Below are 22,722 nucleotides of genomic sequence, written 5' to 3' on the forward strand. Positions count from 1 at the left end.
CCCGACGAGCCGACATGATCAGCGGCCGTACGGCGGCGCGCGCCAAACCCCTCCTGCGCATCTCACAAGACGGGCTCGTCCACGACACCGGGACGGGTCTTCGATCGGATGGAGGTCCAACCCATGCGTGACGGTGGTTCAACAACGTTCGAGCCGGTCAACGCGTACCACCAAACCATCTGCCGGTACGAGCGGCAGCGGACGGCCTCGGAGCGCTGGGCCGTGCTGCACCCGCTGGGCCATGCCGAGTTCTCGGCAACTCCCTGCTCGGTCGCGACCGTACGCATCTGGGCACGGCACCTTCTGAACGGGAGAGTCGCCGCCACCGCCCTCGACGACGTGGTGCTGCTGCTCAGCGAGGTCGTGACCAACTCCGTCGTCCACTCTGACTCCGGACACACCCCCACGGGATCGGTGACCGTCTGCCTGGGCCTGGGCGGTGGCATGGTGCACGCCGAGGTGATCGACGACGGTTCGGCGACCAGTCTGCCGTTCGTCCGCGCGGCCGGGCTCGACAGCGACGGCGGGCGCGGCCTGCTCCTGGTGGAAGCGATGTCGGCCCGATGGGGTGTCCACCACGACACCGAGGCGGGCACCGCCGTCTGGTTCCACGTGGCGGGATCGGTTCCCTAGCCCGCTACCGGTTTTCCTCCGGGATGGGTCCGGTATGTCAGGCGGCGCAGGAGCGCCTCGGCGGGCCCCCGGCTGCCGCGACGCTCCAGGGCGTAGGCCGCGGCCACGGTGATCAGCCAGACGCCGATCGCGTAGCCGGCCACGGAGGCGCTGTGCAGGTGGGCTCCGGCCCCGAGACCCCATGCGGCCAGCACCGGGGCGCAGAGCAGCGACTGGGCGAGGTAGGCCGACAGCGATCGCCTGCCCGTCGCGGCCACCGCCGTGGCCACCGGGCCGGGCCGTCGCCGGCGTCCGAGCCGGTGCCCGGCCAGTCCGAACACCGCCGCGTAGCCCAGCCCGGCGGGCAGGCCGGTGGCCGTCTGGGACACCTCGAAGACGAACATCGACTCCTCGGGGATCCTCAGCACCCCCATGACCGCCGCCGCGTGCGGCAGCCCGCCCAGCCAGCCGACGGCGATGCCTGTGACGGCGACGCGGCGCAGCAACGGCAGGTGCTCGCCCGGCTGTTCCAGGATCCGCCGCCGGGCCGCCCAGAAACCGAGGACGATCGCGACGGGCAGCACGAGCCCCAGCAGGCCCTGGCCGACCACGACCATCGGCCAGAAGGCCAGGCGCCCCAGCGCAGCGGCGAACGGACCGCTCTCGGCGCTGCTCGCCGCCCCGAAAGGCAGGTAACCGAGGATTCCGGGAGACGCGTTCGTGGCGAAGCAGGCCGCCACGACGCTGAGCAGGGTAGCCAGCGCGAGGACGCCCATACCGATCGCGGCCCAGACGAGCAGCGTGCGCTCCTTCCGACGCAGGAACAACCCAGACAGGAGGAGCCCCGCCAGTCCGTACGCGCCGAGGATGTCCCCCTGCCAGAGCAACGCCGCGTGCGCGAATCCGAACAGGAGCAGCCACAGGCTGCGGCGGCGCAGCAGTGCCCGTACGGCAGGCTCCGTGTGCCCGGCGGCCCGCTGGCGCGACAGAAGCTGCACCATCCCGTAGCCGAACAGGAACGCGAACATCGGATAGACCCGGAAGTCCACCCCGACGATGGCGACCACCTGGGTGATCCGGTCCAGCGCCGAGCCCCCGGGCGGGTGGATCGTGGTGGCCCGGAGTTCCCGGCCCCACAGGTACCAGGGGGTGTTCGCCACGGCGATGAGCAACAGCATGAAGCCGCGGGCGAGATCGGGCGCGAGCGCGCGCTCGCCGGCCCGGACCGGACCGCGGACCGAGGCGCCGGTGGTCGCCATGAGAGAACGGATCTCCTGTCGTGGAGGCGGGCGGGCCGTGAACTCGTCGGCAAGGGACTCGCCGGAGGCGAGCGAGCATCAGGACATCGGTAATCGTCCGATCACTCGCCGTTACGATACGACAGCGGGCGGTATGGGGGACCTGATTTGCAAGAGCGGACGCTCCCGGACGGCAGGCGCACTCCTCGGAGAACCCCATGGCCCCGTACGGCGAGCGAGTTACGGCGAGCGTCCCTGCGCTCCTTCCCGCACGGGCGCTTCAGCTACGGCGCCAGGCCATGAACGTCGCCGTACGGATTGCTTCAGCGTCACAGAGTCCGATGGGCGGTCCGTCGCAAAGCAGCTACGGTCCGCATGGCGTACGGCGGGACGAGCCGTGCGCGGAGGTGGGTGGGTGTTCCGGGCGGCTTATAAAAATCCGTAACCAGCGCGCCCGCCAGGCCGGAGGCCTGACACACAGGACGGTCACCAACGACGGCCGCCCGGAGCACCCACCCACCGGAGCGCGAACCCGCCTGATCTGCCGGGAAGGTGACGAAAACCGACACGCGCCTGGCAGAGCAGCCGCCGTGTCCATGCCTCGGGAAAACCTGCGGGAACCGCTCCACCAAAAACCTTCGGGAACCGCCCCATCAACGTCAGATCATGACGTGCGCTTCGGGATGCCCCGCGAAGGAGAACTGGGCGTTGCGGGTGAGCTTGATGTCGTCGGCCTGCCAGGTGTGCATGGACTTGTCGCCGCTGCGCCAGTAGACGAAGTTGAAGCGGTCGGCGGAGTAGATCTTGACGCGGTCTTCCTTGAGGCGCCGGACCAGGTGGGTGTCCTCGCCGCGCGTGATGTCCTCGAAGCCGTAGTGGCGGAACATGTCGGCCTTGCCGAGGAAGGTGCCGCCCTGCACGAGGAAGGCGTACCGGTGCTCAAGGCCGGGCAGGCGCAGCATGGTGGTGTTGCTGCCCTCGAAGTAGGCGTAGTGCGCGCCCTTGCCCACCAGCTCGGCGTCGGAGTAGTCGAAGGCGCGGGCCAGGTCCGACAGGTAGTGCTCGCCGTACAGGTTGTCGTCGTCCATCTTGGCGATCAGCTCGCCCTCGGCGGCGGCGATACCCATGTTGAGACAGGCGCCCAGCGACAGCGACGCGTCGGCGGGCAGGACCACCACGTCGGTGATCCCGGCCATCCGGGCCTTGTCGGCGACGACGACGGGGTCGATGTCGAGGCCGTGCAGGACCATGACGAGCTGCACCGGCCGGTGGATCTGCCGGGCCACCGAGGAGATCGCGTGCTCGATCTGGGAGGCGCGGTTGGTGGGCAGGACCACCGAGATCGACCGGGTCCGCTGCTGCGTCGGCTTGCCGAGGAGTCCCAGGATCTGGTCCACGCGGTGCGAGAACAGGTGCTTGTCGAAGACCTCGCGCATGGCCAGGTGCCCCTGGCGGGCGCGCAGCTCGGGGCTGTTGATCAGGTGCAGGACCTGGTTGTACGACTCCAGCTCGTCGCGGGCGATCGGGATCAGCGACCCGAAGGTCTCCTCGATGGCACGGGACCAGCCGGAGACCACCGACGTCGAGCAGGCCGACAGCTCGAAGACGCGGCGCGCGCACATGGTCGGCGAGTCGAGCACCGAGTTCACGTTGAGGAAGACCTTGTACATCTTGTACGCGGCCAGCATCTGGTCGTACGGGAGCTCGCCCACGATGTGCGGGACGTACTCCTTCGGCCAGGCGTACTTGGGGTCCACGGTGCCGTTGCGGGCGAAGATGTGCAGCCCGAGCTCGCGGATCGGGGCGATGACGGTTTCCATCTGCTCGCGGCGCTCGGGGTGCTTGTCCCGGAAGTACATGCCCGCGAAGACGACGTCGTTCACGCGCCCGCGCTTCTCCTGGATGGGGTTGTGCACCCGGGGCTGCGCGGCGAACTGCAGGACGTCGACCCGGTCGTGGCCCAGCACCTCGCGGTAGCGGGGGACCATGTCGCCGTCGCAGGTGAAGACGTAGTCGAACAGCTTGGCCGTGTCGATGAAGAAGTCGAAGTTCGGCGGGTCCTCCTTGTTCCAGAAGACCGTGGGGATCCCCTCGGCGCGGCACCAGTCGATCAGGGCGCGCAGCTCCGGCTTGGGGGCGTTCGTGCCGGTCATCTGGTAGCGCCAGCGCCCCTGGTTGCCGTGCCAGGCCGACTCCGCGAACAGCATCTCGGGACGGCGCTCGGCGAAGATCTCCGGCCAGTCGCGGAGCCCGAACTCGATCTGGTCCCACTCGTACTTGAACGCCATCCGGGAGAAGTCGTCCAGGATGACCGCGACCTTCATGTCCGGGCGCACGATCGGACCGGCCGGCCACTTGACCTGCGGCACGTCGACCACGGGCCCCTGGTGCTTGAGCTCCTCGACCACCTCGGCCACCGGACGCGGCGGCTTCGGCCCCTTGCGGGCCTGCATCGCCGAGCGCAGTTTGCCCGGCAGCGCGGTGACCCCCGGCCCCTTGGCCGACGTCAGTGCCTCGGCCACCCGGTAGGGGCGCTGCACCTTGGTCGACTCCAGCTTCCACTGCGCGTAGTCCGCACGCGCCTCGGCGATGGCGAGCCGCCGCTCCAGATCCTGGACGCGCTCCTCGAGACGCTCGACGACCTTGCGCTCCTCGGGCAGCCAGTTGATCGGCCCGAGACGCTGGAACTTCGGCTCTTCTGGGGTCTCATCGCTCATGGGGAATCGCCTTTGTCAGGGGTCGTGCCAGCGTACGACCATAGCCGTACCGAAATAGTCGTTTTAAAGGGATTTGGGCGATACCGATTGCCCCGCCGGTGAGAGGTTGCCGCCGTGCAGCCAGTTCTCGATCACCCTGGCGATCCGGGGACCGGCCTTGCCGTCCCAGAGCGGGGGCAGCTCGCCCGACGGAGTCGCCGCGCCGTCCGCCAGCGCCCGGTCGGCGGCGGCGGCCAGCTGCGCGGGGGTGACGAGCCGGTTGGTCCCGTGCGTGATGGTGATCGGCCGCTCGGTGTTGGGCCGCACCGTGAGGCAGGGGACGCCCAGCATGGTCGTCTCCTCCTGCACGCCGCCGGAGTCGGTGACGACCAGCGTCGCGCCGCGCACCAGGGACAGGAACTCCACGTAGCCCAGCGGGTCGACGATGAGAAGGTTCTCGCCGTTCACCAGTCCGGCCTCCGCCAGGCGGGTCCGGCCGCGCGGGTGCAGCGGCACCACGACCGGGAGGCGCTCGCTCACCGACAGCACGGCGTCGACCAGCTCCTTGGCGGAGGCCGGGTCGTCGACGTTGCCGGGACGGTGCAGGGTGGCCACCGCGTACCGCTCGGGCAGGCCGAGCCGGGAGCGCACCGGGGCCGGGTCGAGGTGGTCGAGCGCGGAGAACAGACTGTCGATCATCGGGTTGCCGACGAGGTGCACCCGGGCCGGGTCGACGCCCTCGGCGGCCAGGTGGGAGAGCGCGTCCGGCGAGGTGGCGAAGAGGATGTCGGACAGGCCGTCGGTGACGATCCGGTTCACCTCCTCGGGCATCTCCCGGTCGAAGGAACGCAGGCCCGCCTCCACGTGCGCGGTCGGCACGTGGAGCTTGGCGCAGACCAGGATCGCGGCCAGCGTCGAGTTCACGTCGCCGTACACGACGACCAGGGTGGGACGGTGTTCGAGCACCACGTCCTCCAGGCCGACGAGCAGGGCCGCCGTCTGGCGGGCGTGCGAGCCGGAACCGACGCCGAGGTTGGCGATCGGCTCGGGGAGACCGAGGTCGGCGAAGAAGACGTCCGACATGAGCGCGTCGTAGTGCTGACCGGTGTGGACGATGCCCTGTCGCACCCCGAGTTCGGTGAGGGCGCGCACCACGGGCGCGGCCTTCACGAAGTTGGGGCGCGCGCCGAGCACGTGCAGGACGAGGGGATTATCGGGGCCCTGAGCAGCGCCCGGACGGGCAAAGTCCCTCATTGACCTCGCCTTTCATGCGGCAGTGGGGCAAACGTTGCCTATGGTACGGTCACGGCGTGGTATCCGATGCCAACAGGCCAGACTCCCCCTCGGTTCCAGCGAAGGTTCCGGCGAAGCCCCCGGGTCCGGCGACATCCTCGGCACCGGTTTCGGTGACGCCCCCGCTTGTCGAGACCTCCGCCGTCGAGACCTCCGCTTCGGCGACGCCTCCGGCCGGTGAGGCCCCCGCAGTCGCGGAGCCGGTGACGACCCCGGGTCCGGAACGGTCCGAGACACCTCCGACGCCGGAGACACCTTCTGTCCAGGAGGAGACGACCCCGGTCGTGGCGGATCCCGCCGTGGACACGCCCACGGAGCCACCGCCCCCGCCGAGCGCGGAGACACCCCCGGTCGCGGACACGACTCCGGACGCGGACACGACTCCGGACGCGGACACGACTCCGGACGCGCCCAAGAACCCGGACACGGTCAACGACCAGGACACGCCCAAGGACGAGGCCCCGGTCTCCGACATGCCCACGGTCCCGGCGAGGCCCTCGGACGAGGACGAGGAGAAGGTCCCCGCGTCACTGCCGGCGCCGACCTCCCCCGGCACGTCCCCCGGCACGTCCCCCGACAGCCCGGGCCCCGCGACGACCCCGGTGGCCGCGAAGTCGGCCCGAGCCGGACTGCGCGGGCTCATCAAGGGCTTCGTCCAGCACCCGGTCATCGTCTCCCGCGTCGTCGTGACCAAGGTGAAGTCCGACCCGGTGCGCGTGGCGCAGGCGGCGGCCGAGACGCTCCCGCCGAGCGTCCGTCCCGTCGTGGGCCGGTTCGCCTGGCCCGTCGCGCGCCGCGCCAAGATCGTCGTACGCAAGCTCGGCATGCGCCTGGTGAAGGGCCCGTGGAGCGAGGCGAAGGAGCACTTCGACTCCGGCCGGATGAGCGAGGCCGCCGCGGTGCTGCAGGGCCACACGCGCTATCCCTTCATCAAGCGCCGGCACGCCTACTACGCCGGTGAGCTGGCCGCGATCCAGCCGAACCCGATCCCGCCCAAGGCCAAGGTGATCGTGGGCGAGCGGTTCCCCGGCCGGGTGCTGCACTGCGTGACCAACGCGCTGCCGTACACGCAGGCCGGGTACACCGTCCGCACGCACCGCATCGTCACCTCGCAGAAGGCCGCCGGGCTCGACCCGCACGTCGTGACCAGCTGGGGCTGGCCGATGATGCAGGGGCACGCCGACGCGACGCCGTACGAGGAGATCGACGGCATCCCGTACCACCGGCTGATCCCGAGCGGCGAGGTGCCGTTCGAGAGCCAGGGGCGGATGATCCGCGGCGCCGGAGAGGTGACCGAGCTGGTCAGGACGCTGCGCCCGCAGGTGCTGCACGCCGCGACCGACCATCGCAACGGCTCGGTGGCGCTCGCGGTGCGCGAGCGCACCGGCACGCCGATGGTCTACGAGGTGCGGGGCTTCCTGGAGGAGACCTGGGCCTCCCGAGACCCCAAGCGCATCGGCAGCCAGCGGCACGTGCTCCAGCGCGACCGCGAGGCGTTCATCATGCGCTCCGCCGACGCCGTGGTCACCCTCGCGGAGACCATGGCCACCGAGATCGTCGAACGCGGGGTGCCGAGGGAGAAGATCTATCTCGCGCCGAACGCGGTGGACGACTCGCTGCTCACCGCCGAGTACGACGGCGCGGCCTTCCGCGCCGCGTACGGCATCGAGCCCGGCGAGATCGTGATGGGCTCGGTGTCGAGCATCGTGGCCTACGAGGGCTTCGCCACCATGATCAACGCAGCCGCGCTGCTGCGGGACGAGGGCGCCCCGGTCAGGGTGCTGCTCGTCGGCGACGGCGTGGAGCGGGCGGCGCTGCTGGAACAGGTCGAGGAGCTGGGCCTGGGCGACGTCGCGATCCTGCCGGGACGGGTCGGTCCCGACGAGGCGCTGCAGGCGCAGGCGGCGATCGACATCTTCGTCTGCCCCCGCGAGGACCTGCGCGTATGCCGACTCGTTACACCATTGAAACCCGTCGAGGCGATGGCTCTGGGCAAGCCGGTCGTGCTGAGCGACCTGCCCGCCCTCTCCGAGCTCGTGGGCTCCGAGGGAGCCGGGCTCCTGGTGCCCGCCGGAGACCCCGAGGCACTGGCCAAGGCGATCGCCGGGCTGCGTGACGATCCGGGGCGAAGGGCCGAGATGGGTGAGGCGGGACGGGCCGAGGTGGCGGCGAAGCGTACGTGGAGCCGCATCGCGGAGACTTACCGTGATATTTACCGATCGATTGCTGGTTGATGGTCTCGTGTTGGTAACGGAGATCCCAGCCGTTTGCGATGCGTTCAATCGCATTAGGCGTAGCTCGTTCGGACTTGAGATAGCCTTTGCGACCATGAAGTGTTGTTTCCGGCGTTCCAAGGTCATCCAGTGACTGCCTACGACCTGGCCATCATCGGTCTGGGCTACGTCGGCATGCCCCTGGCCAAGGAGGCCACGGCCGCTGGTCTGCGGGTTGTCGGCTTCGAGGTCGACTCCGCGAAGGTCGAGGCCCTCAACGCGGGCTCGTCCTACATCGACGACCTGACCGACGCCGACCTAGAGCACATGCTGGCGGGGGGCTTCACCGCCACGCTGGACGAGTCCGTCCTGGCCGACAGCCGGACCATCGTCATCTGCGTGCCGACCCCGCTGGACGACGACCACCGCCCCGACCTGTCGGCGGTCGAGGGTGCCACCGGCACCGTCGCCCGCAACCTGCGCGCGGGCTCGCTGGTGGTCCTGGAGTCCACCACCTGGCCCGGCACCACCGACGAGGTCGCCAGGCCCATCCTGGAGAAGGGCTCGGGCCTCACCGCGGGCACCGACTTCCACCTCGCCTTCTCGCCCGAGCGCATCGACCCGGGCAACCCCAAGTACGGCCTGCGCAACACCCCGAAGGTCGTCGGCGGCTACACCCCGGCCTGCAAGGACCGCGCCGTCGGGTTCTACTCGCAGTTCATCGAGCAGGTCGTGCCAGTCAGCGGCACCCGCGAGGCCGAGATGGCCAAGCTCCTGGAGAACACCTACCGCCACGTCAACATCGCCCTCGTCAACGAGATGGCGATCTTCTGCGACGAGCTCGGTGTCGACCTCTGGGAGTCGATCGAGGCCGCGGCCACCAAGCCGTTCGGGTTCCAGAAGTTCCTTCCCGGGCCGGGCGTCGGCGGGCACTGCATCCCCGTCGACCCGTCCTACCTCTCCTACACGGTTCGCAAGCTGGGCTACCCGTTCCGCTTCGTCGAGCTGGCCCAGGAGATCAACGAGCGGATGCCGTCGTACGTGGTCGCCCGCGTGCAGCGCCTGCTCAACCGGCAGCGCAAGGCCGTCAACGGCGCCAGGGTGCTGCTGCTCGGTGTCACGTACAAGCCCGACATCGCCGACGAGCGCGAGACCCCGGCCCTGCCGGTCGCGCGGGCGCTGCTGGAACTGGGTGCGGAGCTCGTCTTCGCCGACCCGTACGTCAAGGAATGGCGCGTCGACGACGTCGACGTGCCGCGTGAGGAAGACCTCGCCAAGGCGGTGGCCGAGGCCGACGTGACGCTGCTGCTGCAGCAGCACGCCGCCTTCGACCTGTCGATTGTCGAGGACCAAGGCAAGCTCGTGCTCGACACCCGAGGCGTGCTCGCCGAGGGTGAACGCGTCGAGCGGCTCTAGCGACGGAGGGCTGCGCGCAGTGCACGTGCTCGTCATGACGGTGGTGCATCACCCCGAGGACGCCCGGATCCTGCACCGGCAGATCCGCGCGCTCGTGGACGCCGGTCATGAGGTCACGTATGCGGCCCCGTACACGGCGCGGGGCGTGATGGCCCGCTCCTGGGTGAACGGCGTCGACCTCCCCCGCGCCGCGGAGCGCAAGCGGTTCGCCGCCGTGCGCGCCGCGCGCAAGGTGTTCAAGCGCATGCGCGGGCAGGTCGACCTCGTGGTCATCCACGACCCGGAGCTGCTGCTCGCGGTCGTGGGCATGCGCAAGCGGCCCCCGGTGGTCTGGGACGTCCACGAGGACACCCCGGCGACGCTGTCGCTGAAGCCCTGGCTGCCCGCGTTCCTGCGTCCGCCGGTGCGGTTCCTGGCCCGCCTGCTCGAAGGCACGGCCGAGCGGCACCTGCACCTGCTGCTCGCCGAGACCGCCTACGCCGGAAGGTTCCGCCAGGCCCACCTGGTGGTGCCCAACGAGACCTGGGTGCCCGACGAGGTGACCCCGCCGGGTGACGATCGCGTCGTCTACCTCGGCTGGCTGTCGGGGGCGCGCGGGGTGCGCGAGGCCATCGAGGTGGGCCGGCTGCTCCAGCCGTACCGGGTGGCGGTCGAGCTGATCGGCTACGCCGACCCGCAGTCGCGGCCGGCGCTGAACGAGGCGGTCGCGGAGGGCGTGCTGGAGTGGCGCGACTTCATGCCGAACGACGAGGCGCTCAAGCGGCTCGACGGCGCGCTGGCGGGGCTCTCCCTGCTGCACGACGAGCCCAACTACCGGCACTCCATGCCCACGAAGATCGTGGAGTACATGGCGCACGGCATCCCGGTGATCACCACGCCCTCGCCCCGCGCGGTGGAGCTGGTCGAGCGCTACGACAGCGGAATCGTCGTGCCCTGGCAGGATCCCAAGGCCGTGGCCCAGGCGGTGCTCTTCCTGAGAGACGACGCCAGGGAGCGGTATGGCCGGGGCGCCCGAGGGTATGCGGCGGCTCGTGCGAACCACCACTGGCCCAATTCGGCCCGCCGTTTCGTCTCGCAGCTGGAGGCGTGGGCGGGCGTCAAGAGCTGATCTCCGGTACGGAGGGGCTCATGGTGCTCGCCCGGCTCCTTATGTCTGCCTGATCACAAGAACGGTAGTGTCCTGAACGTGCGCTGGCTCATCGCTTTCCTGGGCGTGGCGATCCTCGCAGGGGTGGCGGCGTTCGTGGTGACCACGCCCTCCGGGAACGGCTCCCCGACGGCGGGCAGCTCGTCGCTCCCGGCCTCCCCCTCTCCCTCGCCCTCCGACGCCTCCCCCTCTGTCCCGGTGCCGGAGGTGGCCGAGTTCACCGACCCGTGTGGAACGTTCGACACGACGATGCGCTGGCCGTACGCCGTCACCGGCTACTGGCTCGTCCCGACCGCCGACCACTGCACCTGGCGCCGGCAGTTCGGCGCCATCCACGAGGTGGGCGGCGACACGGTGATCCGGATCGGCTGGGGCCTGCAGGCGCGCAACGTCGACGACGACGGCCGGATCCTCGACGGCGACGGGAACGTCGACGCCCGCTACGAGCCGTGCGAGGAGGACGGGGTGCCGTGCGCGCTGGCGGCGGAGAACGACCTGAAGGCCGCCAACCCCGGCAACCGGGTGAGCTGGACGTTCGTCTACCGCACCGACGAGGCGTTCGGCCCCGGCCTGTTCCGCTGCCCCGAGTTCGAGCGGAAGATCGTCACGGAGAAGACCGTCTTCTACCGGATCGTCGCCACCGACGACGGCACCGACGACGCGAGCTGCTCGAACATCCGGGCCAAGGGGCGCGGCTACCACGTCATCCTGGTCGCGGCCGCGCACGAGGACAGCCTCACCGAGCTGCTCGACCTCGGCGACCGGTTCGGGGTGAAGGTCTATCCCGCGCTGCCGCTCGCCCCCCGCGACCCGGCGCAGAAGACCCGGGCCGCCAAGCAGGGCACCGACACGCTCACCACGCTCACCCGGCGGATCATGCAGGACTACGGGGCGCGCTTCCAGGACCGCGAGTCGCTGGGCGGCTTCTACCAGCCGTTCGAGCTGCAGATGCGCGAGATGAAGTACATCGGCGACTCCGACGACGACCACCCGACGCTCCGGGTCTACGCCTCGCAGCACGAGATCGTCGAGCAGGAGATGCCCGGCAGGCCCGTCCTCGTCAGCCCCTACCTCGACGCCCGCAAGGAGCGGCCGTTCAGCGCCACCCCCAAGCAGGTCGCCAGGGGCTTCGAGGCCCTCGCCAGGACCGGCGTCGGCATCATCGCCCCGCAGGACAGCCGGGGTACGGGCAAGGTCGGCCTGTTCTGGCCCGACCAGCGCGAGGACGAGGTCGACGAGCGGCTGCGCCCGGCCGTCGACGAGAAGACCAACGGCGACGCGTACCACGGCTCGACCCGCGACTACTACCGCGAGATGTCCCTGGCCAGGACCAGGATGGTCGAGCAGGGCTTCAACGTGCAGCTCTGGGCCAACGTCGAGGCCTTCGAGCCGTCCGGCGAGGAGCGGTGCGCGGCGGGTTCCGACCGGGGACGCACCGACAAGGAGCGGCTCGACACGGCCGTGGCGCAGGTCGGGCGCTACGTCTCCAAGATCGTCTCCTACATGTGGAGCGACTTCTACACCTGCGGCTCCCCGTCACTGGCCGAGGAGATCGCCCGCGACCACGACCGGCCCATCGCGGCCGACGCGGTCCGCATGCAGCGCGACATCCAGGACGGCGTGGAGATCCGCGGCTACAACATCCCGATGGGCTCCAAGGTCACCCTCACCTGGAAGGGCCAGGAGGAACCCCACGTCGTCGACGTGGCCGGGGTGAACCTGACCACGCCGCCCCCCGACCTGCCGGTGCGGATGAGCACGGCCTGGATCCCGTTCGACTGGTCCAAGGTGCCGGACGACACCTGGGTCCAGGTCTCGGTCGCGGCGGCCGACGGGCGTGCCGCCACCGAGCCGCTGCACGTCCGCGTGCGGGTCTGACCGGTGTAACGTGCCTGCCATGGTGCCGCGCATTCCCGTCAGCGTGGACCTTGTCGTCCTCACGGTGCGCCGCCAGGTGCTGAGCGCGCTCGTCTGGCGGCGCGACAACCCGCCGTACGAGGGACGCTGGGCCCTGTCAGGCGGTTTCATCCAGCTCGACGAGGACCTGCCCGCCGCGGCGGCCCGGGTGCTCGCCGAACGGGCGGGCCTGCCGGGCGCCCCGGTGCACCTGGAGCAGCTCCAGACCTACGGCTACCCCGACCGCGACCCGCGCCAGCGCGTGCTGAGCGTGGCCTATCTCGGCCTCGCCCCGCACCTGCCGACCTCCACCGAGGCGCACATGAGCTGGCAGCCGGTCTCCGCGCTGCTGCGCGAGATGGCTTTTGACCACCGGCGCATCATGGTCGACGGGATCGAGCGGGCCCGCGCCAAGCTGGAGTACACCCCGCTGGGCGCGGCCTTCTGCCCGCCGGAGTTCACCGTCGCCGAGCTGCGCCGGGTCTACGAGATCGTCTGGGGCCGCCCCCTCGACCCGCGCAACTTCCACCGCAAGGTCACCAAGGCCGAGGGCTTCCTGGTCCCCACCGGCGGCACCACCACCCGCGACGGAGGCCGCCCCGCCAAGCTCTACCGTCGCGGCCCCGCCGTGGCGCTGCACCCCCCGATGCTCCGCTCCCTGAAGGAGTAGCGGGGGCCCGGTCGCGTCGCGTTCAAGGAGTACCGGCGGGTCGCCGGCCAGGACTTCCACCGGCGCGGTCACCCGCCTCGGCTATCGACCGCGAGGGTCGGTGATATCCGTCAGATCGATGTCGATGTCGTAGGGAAGACTGAGCTTCAGCCGATTCTGATGGACGCCGGTGAGCGCGTACGCCCTCGTCACCGGGTTCAGTTCGTGGACGTGGACGCTGGGGCGGCCCTCGATGTTCTCGACCCGCCAGAAGTGGGGGATGCCGGCCTCGGCGTACATCTGGGGCTTGCGGTTGCGATCGCGCTCTTCGGACTCCTCGGAGACGACCTCGACGGCGAGCAACACGTCCGCCGCCTCGTAGAAGGTCCGTGTCATCTCGGTGGGCGCGTGCGCGTGGAGGATCACCAGGTCGGGCTCCGGTCGTTGACGTCGCCCCAGCTTCACCGTCATCTCCTGCTCCACCCGGAGATGGGCAGGTATCGTCCGATCAAGCTCTTTGTGCAGGAGGAACAGCACGAGAGCGTGAAAACGGGTCTGGGGGCTCACGAACACGAGAGTGCCATCGATGAGTTCCGTGTGAGGGGGGATCCCCGGAAGCCGGTCGAGGTCATCGGCGGTGAAGCCCTCTATGGGAGGAATTGCCCAGTCGGGAATGGGCTCAACGTCGGCCAGCGGTGCGATGCTCATGTCGTCCTTCCGGTCGGGCATGCCTCTCACCTCCAGTGTTACAGGATGCCCCATCCGCCCGCTGCTCATAAAGTAAGGCCATGCCTCGTTTCCGCGCGATCCTGGACACGGTGCCCGCCTACCGGGCGGGCAAGGCCGTGGTGTCCGCCGACGGCCGGTCCTACAAGCTCTCCTCGAACGAATCCCCCTACGAGCCGCTGCCCTCGGTGGTCGAGGCGGTCGCCAGGGCGGCGACCCGGATGCACCGCTATCCCGACCCGGCGGCCACCGAGCTGACCGGGGCGATCGCCGAGAGGTACGGCGTCCCGGCCGAGCACGTCGCGCTCGGCGCGGGGTCGGTGACGGTGGCCCAGCAGCTCTTCGAGACCGTGAGCGAACCGGGCGCCGAGGTGATCTACGCCTGGCGGTCCTTCGAGGCGTACCCCCTCCTGGCCGACCTGGCCGGGGCGACCTCGGTGCGGGTCCCGCTGCTGGGGGAGACGCACCACCTGGAGGCGATGGCCGACGCGATCACCCCGCACACCCGCATGATCTTCGTCTGCAACCCGAACAACCCCACCGGCACGGTCGTCCACGCGGCCGAGCTGGAGGCCTTCCTCGACCGGGTGCCCGAGAGCGTGCTCGTCGTGCTCGACGAGGCCTACCGCGAGTACGTCAGGGACGCCGGGGTCACCGACGGGCTCACCGTCTACCGCGACCGGCCGAACGTGGCCGTGCTGCGCACCTTCTCCAAGGCGTACGGCCTGGCCGGGCTCCGGGTGGGCTACCTGGTCGCCGACGAGCCGGTGGCGTCCGCCGTCCGCAAGACGACCGTGCCGTTCGCGGTCAACCACCTCGCCCAGGCCGCCGCGATCGCCTCGCTGGCCGCCGAGGACGAGCTGATGGAGCGGGTCGACGCCGTGGTCAAGGAGCGCGACCGGGTCCGCGAGGCGCTGATCGCCCAGGGCTGGGAGGTGCCGGTGACCGAGGCCAACTTCGTCTGGCTGCGGCTGGGGGAGCGCACGCTCGACTTCGCCGCGTCGTGCGCGGCCGAGGGCGTCGCGGTGCGGCCCTTCGCCGGGGAGGGGGCCCGCGTCTCCATCGGCGACCCCGAGGCCAACGACACCTTCCTGGCCGCCGCGTCGGCCTTCTGGAGCGCCTGACCCGCCTTCGCGCCACCGGGTGCCCGCGACCGTGTGAGCCCATACGGTCGCGGGCTCACACGACCGCGCGCTGTACGGCCGCTAGCCGTACCGCAGGACCGCGCGCTACACGGCCGCGGGTTCCGCCTTCGTCTCCGGTACGGGCTCCGGCTTCCTGCGCCGTTCGGTGGAGACGACCAGGGCCACGCCGATGACGATCACCACGCCGGCCGCGATCATCGAGCCGGTGACCGGCTCGCTCAGCACGAGGGCGCCCAGCACGACCGCCACGACCGGGTTGACGTAGGCGTAGGTGGAGATCAGCGAGATCGGCGCGTTGCCCAGCAGCCACACGTACGCGGTGAAGGCGACCAGCGAGCCGATCAGGATCAGGTAGGCCAGCGCGGTCCACGACCGCGCGGAGACGGTGGCGACGTCGAGGCGCTCGCCCATCGCGGCGGCGGTCAGGGCGAGCCCGAGGCCGCCCGCCGCCATCTCGACGGCGCTCGCGGAGAAGGGGTTCGCGGGCATCGGGATGCGGGACGCCAGGAACGAGCCGGCCGCCCACGACAGCGACGCCAGCAGGATGATCACCACTCCGGTGCCGTCGGCGGCGTTGCTCCCGCCGCCCAGCGACAGCACCGCCACGCCGCCGAACCCGATGAGCACCCCGACGAGTGTCAGCGCCCGCGGCCGGTCCCTGAACATCACCCTGAAGATGACCAGCCAGAGCGGTGTGGAGGCCACCAGCAGCGCCGCCAGCCCGCTGGAGATGTGCTGCTCGGCCACGGCGACCATGCCGTTGCCGCCGTTCAGCAGCAGCAGGCCGACCAGGGCCGCCCCGCCCGCCTGCTTCCAGGTCATCCGGAAGGCGTCCCGGCCCTTCAGCAGGTACACCGCGCCGCCCAGGACGAGCGCGGCCGTGACGAAGCGGACAGCTCCGCTGAGCAGCGGCGGGATCGTCTCGATCGTGATCATGATCGCCAGGTACGTGGAACCCCACACCACGTACACGATCGCCAGCGCTCCCCAGACGAGGAGCGACGTGCGGCTGTCAGTACTGTCTTGACCCATAGCTCATGACAATAGCGGTTGAAGCCGACAATCCGCTCGCGGGTTTCGGACCCTGAGACCCGGCGCGGCGGGCTGTGGGGAGGGGTTCGCGCGACATCGGATCCGGCTCGACCCGGCGGGGCGGGCTCCGGGGAACCGTGGCCCGGGGGTCCTCGCCGTGCCGGGACGGGAGGGGCGTAATGGCCGGGCCGGAATGAACAAACCCGGTGAACAGGACCTGTGAACAGACCAAAATAAACAGGCCGGAATGAACAAGCCGCGGTGAACACGCCGGGGCCGGCGGGCCGTGGTGAACAGCGCCGAGCGGGCCGCCTGAGACGGACAACATGCGACAAAAATCGCAACACGCACACTACGCGACGAACGGAGTGAGAGGGACGTCACACGACGAACGGTGCGCGAAAGACAGCGCGAGATGAACAGGGCGCGACAGGCAGTGCGCGACAGGCAGCACGAGACGAACACCTCGCGAGCCGACGGCCACGTCCCGCAGGAACGGGCGCGCCGTGACCTGGGAGGTTCCGCCGTCCGGGTGCGGCGGAAGCCTCCAGGTCGGTGAGGACCGTGGCGCGGGGCTCAGCGGGTGCCGAGCTTCTCCACGATCAGGCGGTACAGCTGCCGGGGGCGTCCCGGCTGCGGCGTCCGGTTCGGCGGGAGCGGCCACGCGAGTCCCTCGTCTACCAGCGTGCGCAGCAACCGCCGTGCCGTGCGCGGGGTGACGCCGAGCATCTTGCCCGCGCCCTCCGCGTCGACCACCGTGTCTCCACCCTCCAGCTTGGCCGCCAGGCGGGCCAGGACCTCCACGCCCTTCGGCTTGAGCGGTCCGGCGCCCTGAGGGGGCATCCTGGGCGCCGGGATCAGCGCCCTGCCCTCCCTGTCGACCGCGAAGCCCTGGGCCTGCTTGCCCGCCTGGGTGCGCGCCAGGGCGGCCCTGGCGTGCGACTCGGCGTCGTGGGTGGTGCGGCCCATGCCGACGCCCACCTCGACCGCCAGGCCCAGCTCGTCGCGCACCCGCGCGGCGAACGGCAGCACCCGGAAGCCCTCGGTGGCCGCGGCCACCGAGCCGCGGGTCGCGGTGACCATGTAGCTGTGGTCGTCGACCGCGGTGACCGACGCGTTGATCCGGTTGGCCTCCTGCACCAGCAGCCGGTGCAGCGACAGCCGGAGCTCGTCGCGCCAGTAGCGCGGCGCGGCCCGGCGGACCGGCTCGCGCAGCGTGGGCACCTCCACCAGGACCACGGTGAGCTGCGACTCCTCCAGCCTGTGGTGCGCGCCCAGCAGGGCCGCCGTGTGCAGCGCCGTGCGCACCGCGGCGGAGGTGGGGCGGATCCTCACCACGGGCACCCCCGCGGTCTGGAGGCGGTCGGCGACCGCGGGCAGACAGGTGAGCGCCCCGCTCGTGCTGCCCTGGCGGGCGAGGCGTTCGTGGAAGGCCGCGATCGTACCGGTGGCGCCCGGCTCGTCGCGGCTCTGCACATCCCCCGAGGGGAGACTCAGATCGTTGTACGCCTCCTCGACCTCTGCCCTGCCCAGGACGTCGATGCTGACCCTGCGCGGGTCGATCCGCTCGTCCAGCGCGGCCCTCGCCAGCGCGGCGATCAGCGCGGCGCCGCCGAGCTGGACATACGTCGCGGGCATCGTCAGCACCCCCGATCGCCTGGCCAGGTCGTAGGGGACCGGGCTGGCGAACAGACATGCGTCCACCCCGGCTCCCAGCCGGGTGACCTTGTCGGCTGCCTCCTGCTCGTCACGGTATGCCGCCGCCACCAGGCGGCAGGGTAACGGGGCAGCCGCATGCCCCATCAACATCACCCGTTCGACGAGGTCATGGGGGCCCACCACACCGATAGTGAGGTCCGGTGTCATGGCACCCGGGCGTGACACTCGTGGCGCTTCTTCGGCCCGCTCGACCAATGTTCGTCCCATCATGCCGTCCGTTTGTTTTCGGCTCTCTTTTGGAACGATCGCTCGCGAGGGCCGTAATGTCACGCCCGATTTGCGGCCAATTCCGGAAGCCACTTCCGGGTTAAAGCCATGACTGGCACCGTTTACACAGGTCAGAGCGGTTTTTGAGCGTCTCAAACCTGCTGATTATGACGCTGAAATCTCTCGCCGCACATCGGCCCCCAGGGACTGCATACGCTCGGCCAGATAAGAGTGCCCGCGGTCGATGAGATATCCCGATTCGATCACGGTCTCCCCCTCGGCCGCCAGGCCCGCGAGCACGAGCGCGATTCCCGAACGCAGATCGTGTGCGGTCACTCGCGTTCCGGTGAGGGGAGTGGCGCCGCGAACGACTGCGCTGTTCTCTTTCACTTCAATATCGGCGCCCATCTTGTTCAGCTCTGAGGCCAGAGCGAAACGCCCGTCGAAGATACGTTCATGAATGTAACTGGCGCCGTCGGCGAGACAGGCGACCGTCATGATGGGCGACTGCAGGTCCGTGGCGAAACCGGGATAGGTGTCGGTGATCACGTTGATCGGGCGCAGCGGGCGGTCGCGGCGCACGTGGAGCACCGCGCCGTGGTCGGCGAACTCCACCCCCATCTGCTCCAGCTTGTAGCGGACCACGCCGAGGTGGTCCAGGTCGGCGCCGACCAGGTTCACCTCGCCGCCGGTGACGGCGGCGGCCATCGCGAACACGCCGGCGTCGAGGCGGTCGGGCATCACGGTGTGCTCGACGGCCTGGAGCTCCTCCACGCCCTCGACGGTGATGAACCCCGTGCCGCCGCCGCTGATCTTCGCGCCCATCCGGGTCAGCATGTCGATCACGTCGAGGACCTCGGGCTCCAGCGCCGCGTTCTCGATCACGGTGGTGCCGCGCCCGAGGGCGGCGGCCATGATCAGGTTCTCGGTGCCGGTGTGCGAGGGGGTGTCGAGGTACAGCGTGGCGCCGGTGAGGCCCGCCGACTTGACGTGGATGACCGAGTCGCCCTCGTCGACGAGCGCGCCCAGGCGCTTGTAGCCCAGGTAGTGGAAGTCGAGGTTGCGGCTGCCCAGGTTGCAGCCGCCCACGCCCTCGATGATCGCCTCGCCGAGGCGGTGCAGCAGGGCGGGCACGAACAGCACCGAGCCGCGGAAGCGGCGGGCGATCTCGGCGGGCAGGACCGGGCTGCTGAGCGTCGAGGCGTCGATCACCAGGGTGCGTTCCGCCTCGTGGAGCTCGACCGTGGCACCGACCGTCTCGGCCAGCTCGACCGCGCGGCGGACGTCCTCGATGATGGGGACGTTGCGCAGGACCGTCCGGCCTCTGGACGCCAGCAGCGCCGCGCCGATCATGGGAAGCACGGCGTTCTTGGCACCCTGGATGAAGGCGGTTCCACGAAGTGGGTTGCCACCGCGCACGCGGTAACGGACCATGCGTCTTGCTCCTTGAAGTGGTTCGGGTGATTCATGTGGCGCGGGGCGGCAGCCGAGGTTTATCCGGCCAACAGTAGTCGTTTGATGCCCCTGAAACGGCCACTTCAGGGGGGAACTACCCCGCGAACGGCCGGTAATCATCGGCCCTCGCGGCGCCGGGCGACGATCACGCGTCCGCCCGTGCTCCCCGGTGTCCCCACGCCCCTCGGCCATGTCCCTCACGGCGCCCGCGGCCGGGTCACGCAGAAGATCGTCTCATGGCCCGCCGGACGCGGAACTCGGGGGCGCCGCCCTCGGGAGGACGGGCGCTACCTGCCCTTCGTGCCGCCCGCGGTGGTGAGCGGTGAGGCGGCCGACAGGAGGTTGTCGGCCCGCTGGTCCACGAAGCGGGTGACGATCTGCTGGCCGTACCCGAACGCCATCGCCCAGACCAGGATCGCGGGCTGCGAACCCAGCCCCGCGAAGCCGGGCACGAAGCCCGAGTTGAGGATCAGCAGCCCGAGCACCGAGGTGGCCACCCCCGCGGGCGCCTTTAGGAGGTTCTGGACGACCGCCAGCGAGTAGCGGGTGGACAGCTCCGAGCGGGTCGACAGCGAGGCCGCGGTGGCCAGCGCCGCGCCCAGCATGCCGATCAGGGCCACGAGCGGGACGTCGCCGTGGCCGGGCTGCAGGCCGCCCGTCGGACAGATCTGGGCGGGCATCAACCCCTGGGTGCGGATCACCGACTGGTTGCCGCACATCGGGATGACGTTCGGCCAGATCGCGCCGATGACCACCACGCCGAGCACGATCAGGGTCAGCATGACCACCCCGCCGAGCAGCAGGTTGCGGAAGCTGCGGACCCGCCCGGTCTCCATCGCCTGCGCGGTGTACGCGGCCCGCAGCACCGACTGCATCAGCGGCCTGTCGTTCTCCGCCAGGTCCCCCGCCGCGAGCCTGGCCTGGAGATGGACCAGCCGGGGGTCGTCGCCGGGCAGGTACGCCCGGCCGATCGCGGCCACCTCGGGGCCCCGCCCGCACAGCTCGGCCGTCGGCAGCACGCCGTACAGCATCACGGTCGCGCTGTTGACGTTGGACCAGGCGCCCTCGATGGCCTGGCCGGTCAGCCAGCGCCGCACGCCGTGCCTGCTGCGGGCGTACGTCTCGGCGCGGGCCAGGTGCGTGCCGATGCCCTCGCCCACCGAGACCAGCTGGCCCGCCTCGTCGCGCATCGTGAGGGCCCGCTCGGCGTCGGCCCTGATCTCCTCGCTCCGGGTGGCCACGTACACCCGCCAGGTGCCGGGCCAGCGCAGCACGCCGGTGTCGCCGATCCGCTCGGGGGGCATCGCGGGGTCGAGCGACATCGTTCCTCCGGGGGGCCTGGGGCTGGCACTGCCGACTGCCCCAGGCTTACCGCTCCATGCCGATCAGGCGCTACGCCTCCCCGGAAAACGGGGGTTCGGGAGCTTGCCGGAAATCGGTGCGTTCGAGGGAGATCGGCGCGTTTCAGGGAAATCGGCGCGCCGTCCCCGAGGTCGTGAGCGTCCCCTTGGTCGTGAGCGGCCCCGCGGCTGTGAGCGGCCCCGCGGCCCTGGGCGTTCCCGAGGCCGTGGGCGGTTCCGGGGAGCCGGGGGTCAGGCGCCGCGGCCCGCGATGTCGGTGCGGTGGTGCGAGCCGCGCATCCGGATGTGCCCCACGGCCTCGTAGGCCGCGGCGCGGGCGGCGGGGACGTCGGGCCCGGTGCCGACCACGCTGAGCACCCGGCCCCCGCTGGAGACGATCCGGTCGCCGTCGAGGGCGGTGCCCGAGTGCAGCACGTAGGCGTCCTCGACCGGGTCGGCCAGCCCTTCGATCACGTCGCCCTTCACCGGCTCGGCCGGGTAGTTCTCCGCGGCGATCACCACGGTCACCGCGGCGCCGTCGCGGTAGGAGAGCGGCCCGAACCGGTCGAGCGTCCCGTTCGCGCAGGCGAGCAGCAGGCCCGCGAGTGGCGTCTCCAGCCGGTCCAGCACGACCTGGGTCTCCGGGTCGCCGAACCTGGCGTTGAACTCGATCACCTTCGGGCCCTTGGACGTGAGGGCGAGCCCGACGTACAGGACCCCCGAGTACGGGGTGCCGCGCCCGGCCAGCTCGTTCACGGTCGGCATCACGGTCTCGGCCATCACCTGGTCGGCGAGGTCGTCCGGGGCCCAGGGCAGCGGGGTGTAGGCGCCCATGCCGCCGGTGTTGGGGCCTTGGTCGTCGTCGTAGGCGCGCTTGTGGTCCTGGGCGGGCTGGAGCGGCACGGCGGTGGAGCCGTCGCAGAGTGCGAACAGCGACACCTCGGGGCCGTCGAGGAACTCCTCGATCACGACCCGCCCGCAGGCGGCGGCGTGCCGGAGCGCCTCGTCGCGGTCGCCGGTGACCACCACGCCCTTGCCGGCGGCCAGGCCGTCGTCCTTGACCACGTACGGCGTGCCGAACTCGTCGAGCGCGGCGGCGGCCTCCTCGGGCGTGACGCAGGTGCGCGACCGCGCGGTGGGGACGCCCGCCGCGACCATGACCTCCTTGGCGAAGGCCTTGGACCCCTCGATCAGCGCCGCCTCGCGCGAGGGCCCGAAGCAGGGGATCCCGGCCTCCCTGACGGCGTCGGCGACCCCGGCGACCAGGGGCGCCTCGGGGCCGATCACGACCAGGTCCGCCCCGAGCTCCTCGGCCAGCCCGGTGACCGAGGCCGGGTCGGTCGGCGTCACCGGGTGCAGGGTCGCGACCTGCGCGACCCCCGCGTTTCCGGGAGCACAGTGAACCTCGGTGACCTGGGGGTCCGCCGCCAGCGACCGGCACAGGGCATGCTCACGCCCGCCGGATCCAATCACAAGAACGCGCACTCGTCAGAGCCTATCGTCCTCCCGGCGTCCCCCTCGGGTCCGCGCCCGCGGCCCCGCCCCCGGGGCGCGGTGCCGGACGGCCTTCCGGGCCCGCGTCCGCCATGCTCGACCTGGCCTTCGTTCCCCCTCCGGCGGTCCACGGAGGTTGTCCACAGGCTGTGGAAAACCTCGGACGCGTGTGGGCAGGGGGTGGACGCCGTAAAGGACGTGTGAATTTTGTCTGGTTCTGCATGATCAACAGTTGACCCTGGGAGTAAGCTGAGAGAAGTTCCCCAATAGTGTTAACTTTTGAGTGGCTTTGCGTGTCTCTTGCTGATTGGAGGTGGTTCGGGATGTCCTCTGGCGATCCCAGCAGTACGTGCTCGCGCACTCCTGCTGTGCGCACCCTCGACCACCCCATCTCGGTGCCCGACCGGCGCCGCACGCATCACCTCCTTCACCGGGGGTGACATC

16 protein-coding genes are annotated in these 22,722 nt (G+C 70.7%); 7 read left to right on the top strand and 9 right to left on the bottom strand.

The annotated features are described in order from the left end of the window. The first annotated feature begins 123 nt into the window (after window positions 1–123). On the top strand, window positions 124–633 hold the full coding sequence (locus tag ACFYWM_RS20155) for an ATP-binding protein (protein ID WP_389916771.1): 510 nt from the start codon (window positions 124–126) through the stop codon (window positions 631–633). Here the strand turns inward: ACFYWM_RS20155 and ACFYWM_RS20160 are convergent. From ACFYWM_RS20160 to wecB, 3 genes are all read right to left on the bottom strand, one after another. Next, window positions 630–1,871 (bottom strand): DUF418 domain-containing protein, encoded by a 1,242-nt coding sequence (locus ACFYWM_RS20160; RefSeq protein WP_389916773.1) that lies wholly within the window; start codon window positions 1,869–1,871, stop codon window positions 630–632. The genes ACFYWM_RS20155 and ACFYWM_RS20160 overlap by 4 nt on opposite strands. Before the next feature lie 638 nt (window positions 1,872–2,509). Further along, entirely contained in the window at window positions 2,510–4,567 is a 2,058-nt protein-coding gene (locus ACFYWM_RS20165; protein WP_389916775.1) for a glycosyltransferase, read from the bottom strand. A 63-nt stretch (window positions 4,568–4,630) separates the two neighbouring features. Next, window positions 4,631–5,800: a non-hydrolyzing UDP-N-acetylglucosamine 2-epimerase gene (wecB, locus tag ACFYWM_RS20170; protein WP_389916777.1), complete on the bottom strand. Its 1,170-nt coding sequence runs from the start codon at window positions 5,798–5,800 to the stop codon at window positions 4,631–4,633. A 338-nt stretch (window positions 5,801–6,138) separates the two neighbouring features. On the opposite strand from wecB, the gene ACFYWM_RS20175 reads away from it, so the two are divergent. The 5 genes from ACFYWM_RS20175 (at window position 6,139) to ACFYWM_RS20195 (ending at window position 13,181) form a co-directional block, all read left to right on the top strand. Then, a complete protein-coding gene (locus tag ACFYWM_RS20175; RefSeq protein WP_389916779.1) occupies window positions 6,139–8,073 on the top strand; it encodes a glycosyltransferase in 1,935 nt (644 codons plus the stop codon). 129 nt (window positions 8,074–8,202) lie between these two features. After that, on the top strand, window positions 8,203–9,468 hold the full coding sequence (locus ACFYWM_RS20180) for a nucleotide sugar dehydrogenase (protein WP_389916781.1): 1,266 nt from the start codon (window positions 8,203–8,205) through the stop codon (window positions 9,466–9,468). Between the two features lie 19 nt (window positions 9,469–9,487). Next, on the top strand, window positions 9,488–10,576 hold the full coding sequence (locus tag ACFYWM_RS20185; RefSeq protein ID WP_389916782.1) for a glycosyltransferase: 1,089 nt from the start codon (window positions 9,488–9,490) through the stop codon (window positions 10,574–10,576). A gap of 78 nt (window positions 10,577–10,654) precedes the next feature. Next, window positions 10,655–12,493, top strand: a complete 1,839-nt coding sequence (locus ACFYWM_RS20190) for a DUF4434 domain-containing protein (RefSeq protein ID WP_389916784.1) — start codon at window positions 10,655–10,657, stop codon at window positions 12,491–12,493. A 19-nt stretch (window positions 12,494–12,512) separates the two neighbouring features. Then, window positions 12,513–13,181: an NUDIX domain-containing protein gene (locus ACFYWM_RS20195; protein WP_362834754.1), complete on the top strand. Its 669-nt coding sequence runs from the start codon at window positions 12,513–12,515 to the stop codon at window positions 13,179–13,181. A gap of 81 nt (window positions 13,182–13,262) precedes the next feature. Here the strand turns inward: ACFYWM_RS20195 and ACFYWM_RS20200 are convergent, their stop codons facing one another. After that, window positions 13,263–13,889, bottom strand: a complete 627-nt coding sequence (locus ACFYWM_RS20200) for a Uma2 family endonuclease (protein WP_389916787.1) — start codon at window positions 13,887–13,889, stop codon at window positions 13,263–13,265. Window positions 13,890–13,948: 59 nt separating this feature from the next. On the opposite strand from ACFYWM_RS20200, the gene hisC reads away from it, so the two are divergent. Continuing rightward, window positions 13,949–15,010 carry a histidinol-phosphate transaminase gene (hisC, locus tag ACFYWM_RS20205; RefSeq protein WP_389916789.1) on the top strand — a complete coding sequence of 354 codons (1,062 nt, stop codon included), beginning with the start codon at window positions 13,949–13,951 and terminating at the stop codon, window positions 15,008–15,010. 105 nt (window positions 15,011–15,115) lie between these two features. Here the strand turns inward: hisC and ACFYWM_RS20210 are convergent, their stop codons facing one another. From ACFYWM_RS20210 to purD, 5 genes are all read right to left on the bottom strand, one after another. Further along, entirely contained in the window at window positions 15,116–16,063 is a 948-nt protein-coding gene (locus ACFYWM_RS20210) for an EamA family transporter (protein ID WP_389916791.1), read from the bottom strand. A gap of 576 nt (window positions 16,064–16,639) precedes the next feature. Continuing rightward, window positions 16,640–17,929, bottom strand: coding sequence for a GTP cyclohydrolase IIa (locus ACFYWM_RS20215; protein WP_344746819.1), 1,290 nt, complete (start codon window positions 17,927–17,929; stop codon window positions 16,640–16,642). Window positions 17,930–18,154: 225 nt separating this feature from the next. Beyond that, window positions 18,155–19,423: a UDP-N-acetylglucosamine 1-carboxyvinyltransferase gene (gene murA / locus ACFYWM_RS20220; protein ID WP_350975573.1), complete on the bottom strand. Its 1,269-nt coding sequence runs from the start codon at window positions 19,421–19,423 to the stop codon at window positions 18,155–18,157. Window positions 19,424–19,731: 308 nt separating this feature from the next. After that, window positions 19,732–20,766 carry a hypothetical protein gene (locus ACFYWM_RS20225; RefSeq protein WP_389916794.1) on the bottom strand — a complete coding sequence of 345 codons (1,035 nt, stop codon included), beginning with the start codon at window positions 20,764–20,766 and terminating at the stop codon, window positions 19,732–19,734. 270 nt (window positions 20,767–21,036) lie between these two features. Then, window positions 21,037–22,269 carry a phosphoribosylamine--glycine ligase gene (gene purD, locus ACFYWM_RS20230; protein ID WP_389916796.1) on the bottom strand — a complete coding sequence of 411 codons (1,233 nt, stop codon included), beginning with the start codon at window positions 22,267–22,269 and terminating at the stop codon, window positions 21,037–21,039. Window positions 22,270–22,722: the final 453 nt, after the last annotated feature.

The organism is Streptosporangium sp. NPDC002721 (assembly GCF_042888905.1).
Lineage (GTDB): Bacteria > Actinomycetota > Actinomycetes > Streptosporangiales > Streptosporangiaceae > Streptosporangium.

Bases quoted from the DNA above. Each gene is read 5' to 3' on its own strand.
- ACFYWM_RS20155 (WP_389916771.1), top strand. From the start codon at position 124: ATGCGTGACGGTGGTTCAACAACGTTCGAGCCGGTCAACGCGTACCAC.
- murA (WP_350975573.1), bottom strand. From the start codon at position 19,423: ATGGTCCGTTACCGCGTGCGCGGTGGCAACCCACTTCGTGGAACCGCC.
- ACFYWM_RS20210 (WP_389916791.1), bottom strand. From the start codon at position 16,063: ATGGGTCAAGACAGTACTGACAGCCGCACGTCGCTCCTCGTCTGGGGA.
- ACFYWM_RS20225 (WP_389916794.1), bottom strand. From the start codon at position 20,766: ATGTCGCTCGACCCCGCGATGCCCCCCGAGCGGATCGGCGACACCGGC.
- ACFYWM_RS20215 (WP_344746819.1), bottom strand. From the start codon at position 17,929: ATGACACCGGACCTCACTATCGGTGTGGTGGGCCCCCATGACCTCGTC.
- ACFYWM_RS20195 (WP_362834754.1), top strand. From the start codon at position 12,513: ATGGTGCCGCGCATTCCCGTCAGCGTGGACCTTGTCGTCCTCACGGTG.
- ACFYWM_RS20165 (WP_389916775.1), bottom strand. From the start codon at position 4,567: ATGAGCGATGAGACCCCAGAAGAGCCGAAGTTCCAGCGTCTCGGGCCG.
- ACFYWM_RS20200 (WP_389916787.1), bottom strand. From the start codon at position 13,889: ATGCCCGACCGGAAGGACGACATGAGCATCGCACCGCTGGCCGACGTT.
- ACFYWM_RS20160 (WP_389916773.1), bottom strand. From the start codon at position 1,871: ATGGCGACCACCGGCGCCTCGGTCCGCGGTCCGGTCCGGGCCGGCGAG.
- hisC (WP_389916789.1), top strand. From the start codon at position 13,949: ATGCCTCGTTTCCGCGCGATCCTGGACACGGTGCCCGCCTACCGGGCG.
- wecB (WP_389916777.1), bottom strand. From the start codon at position 5,800: ATGAGGGACTTTGCCCGTCCGGGCGCTGCTCAGGGCCCCGATAATCCC.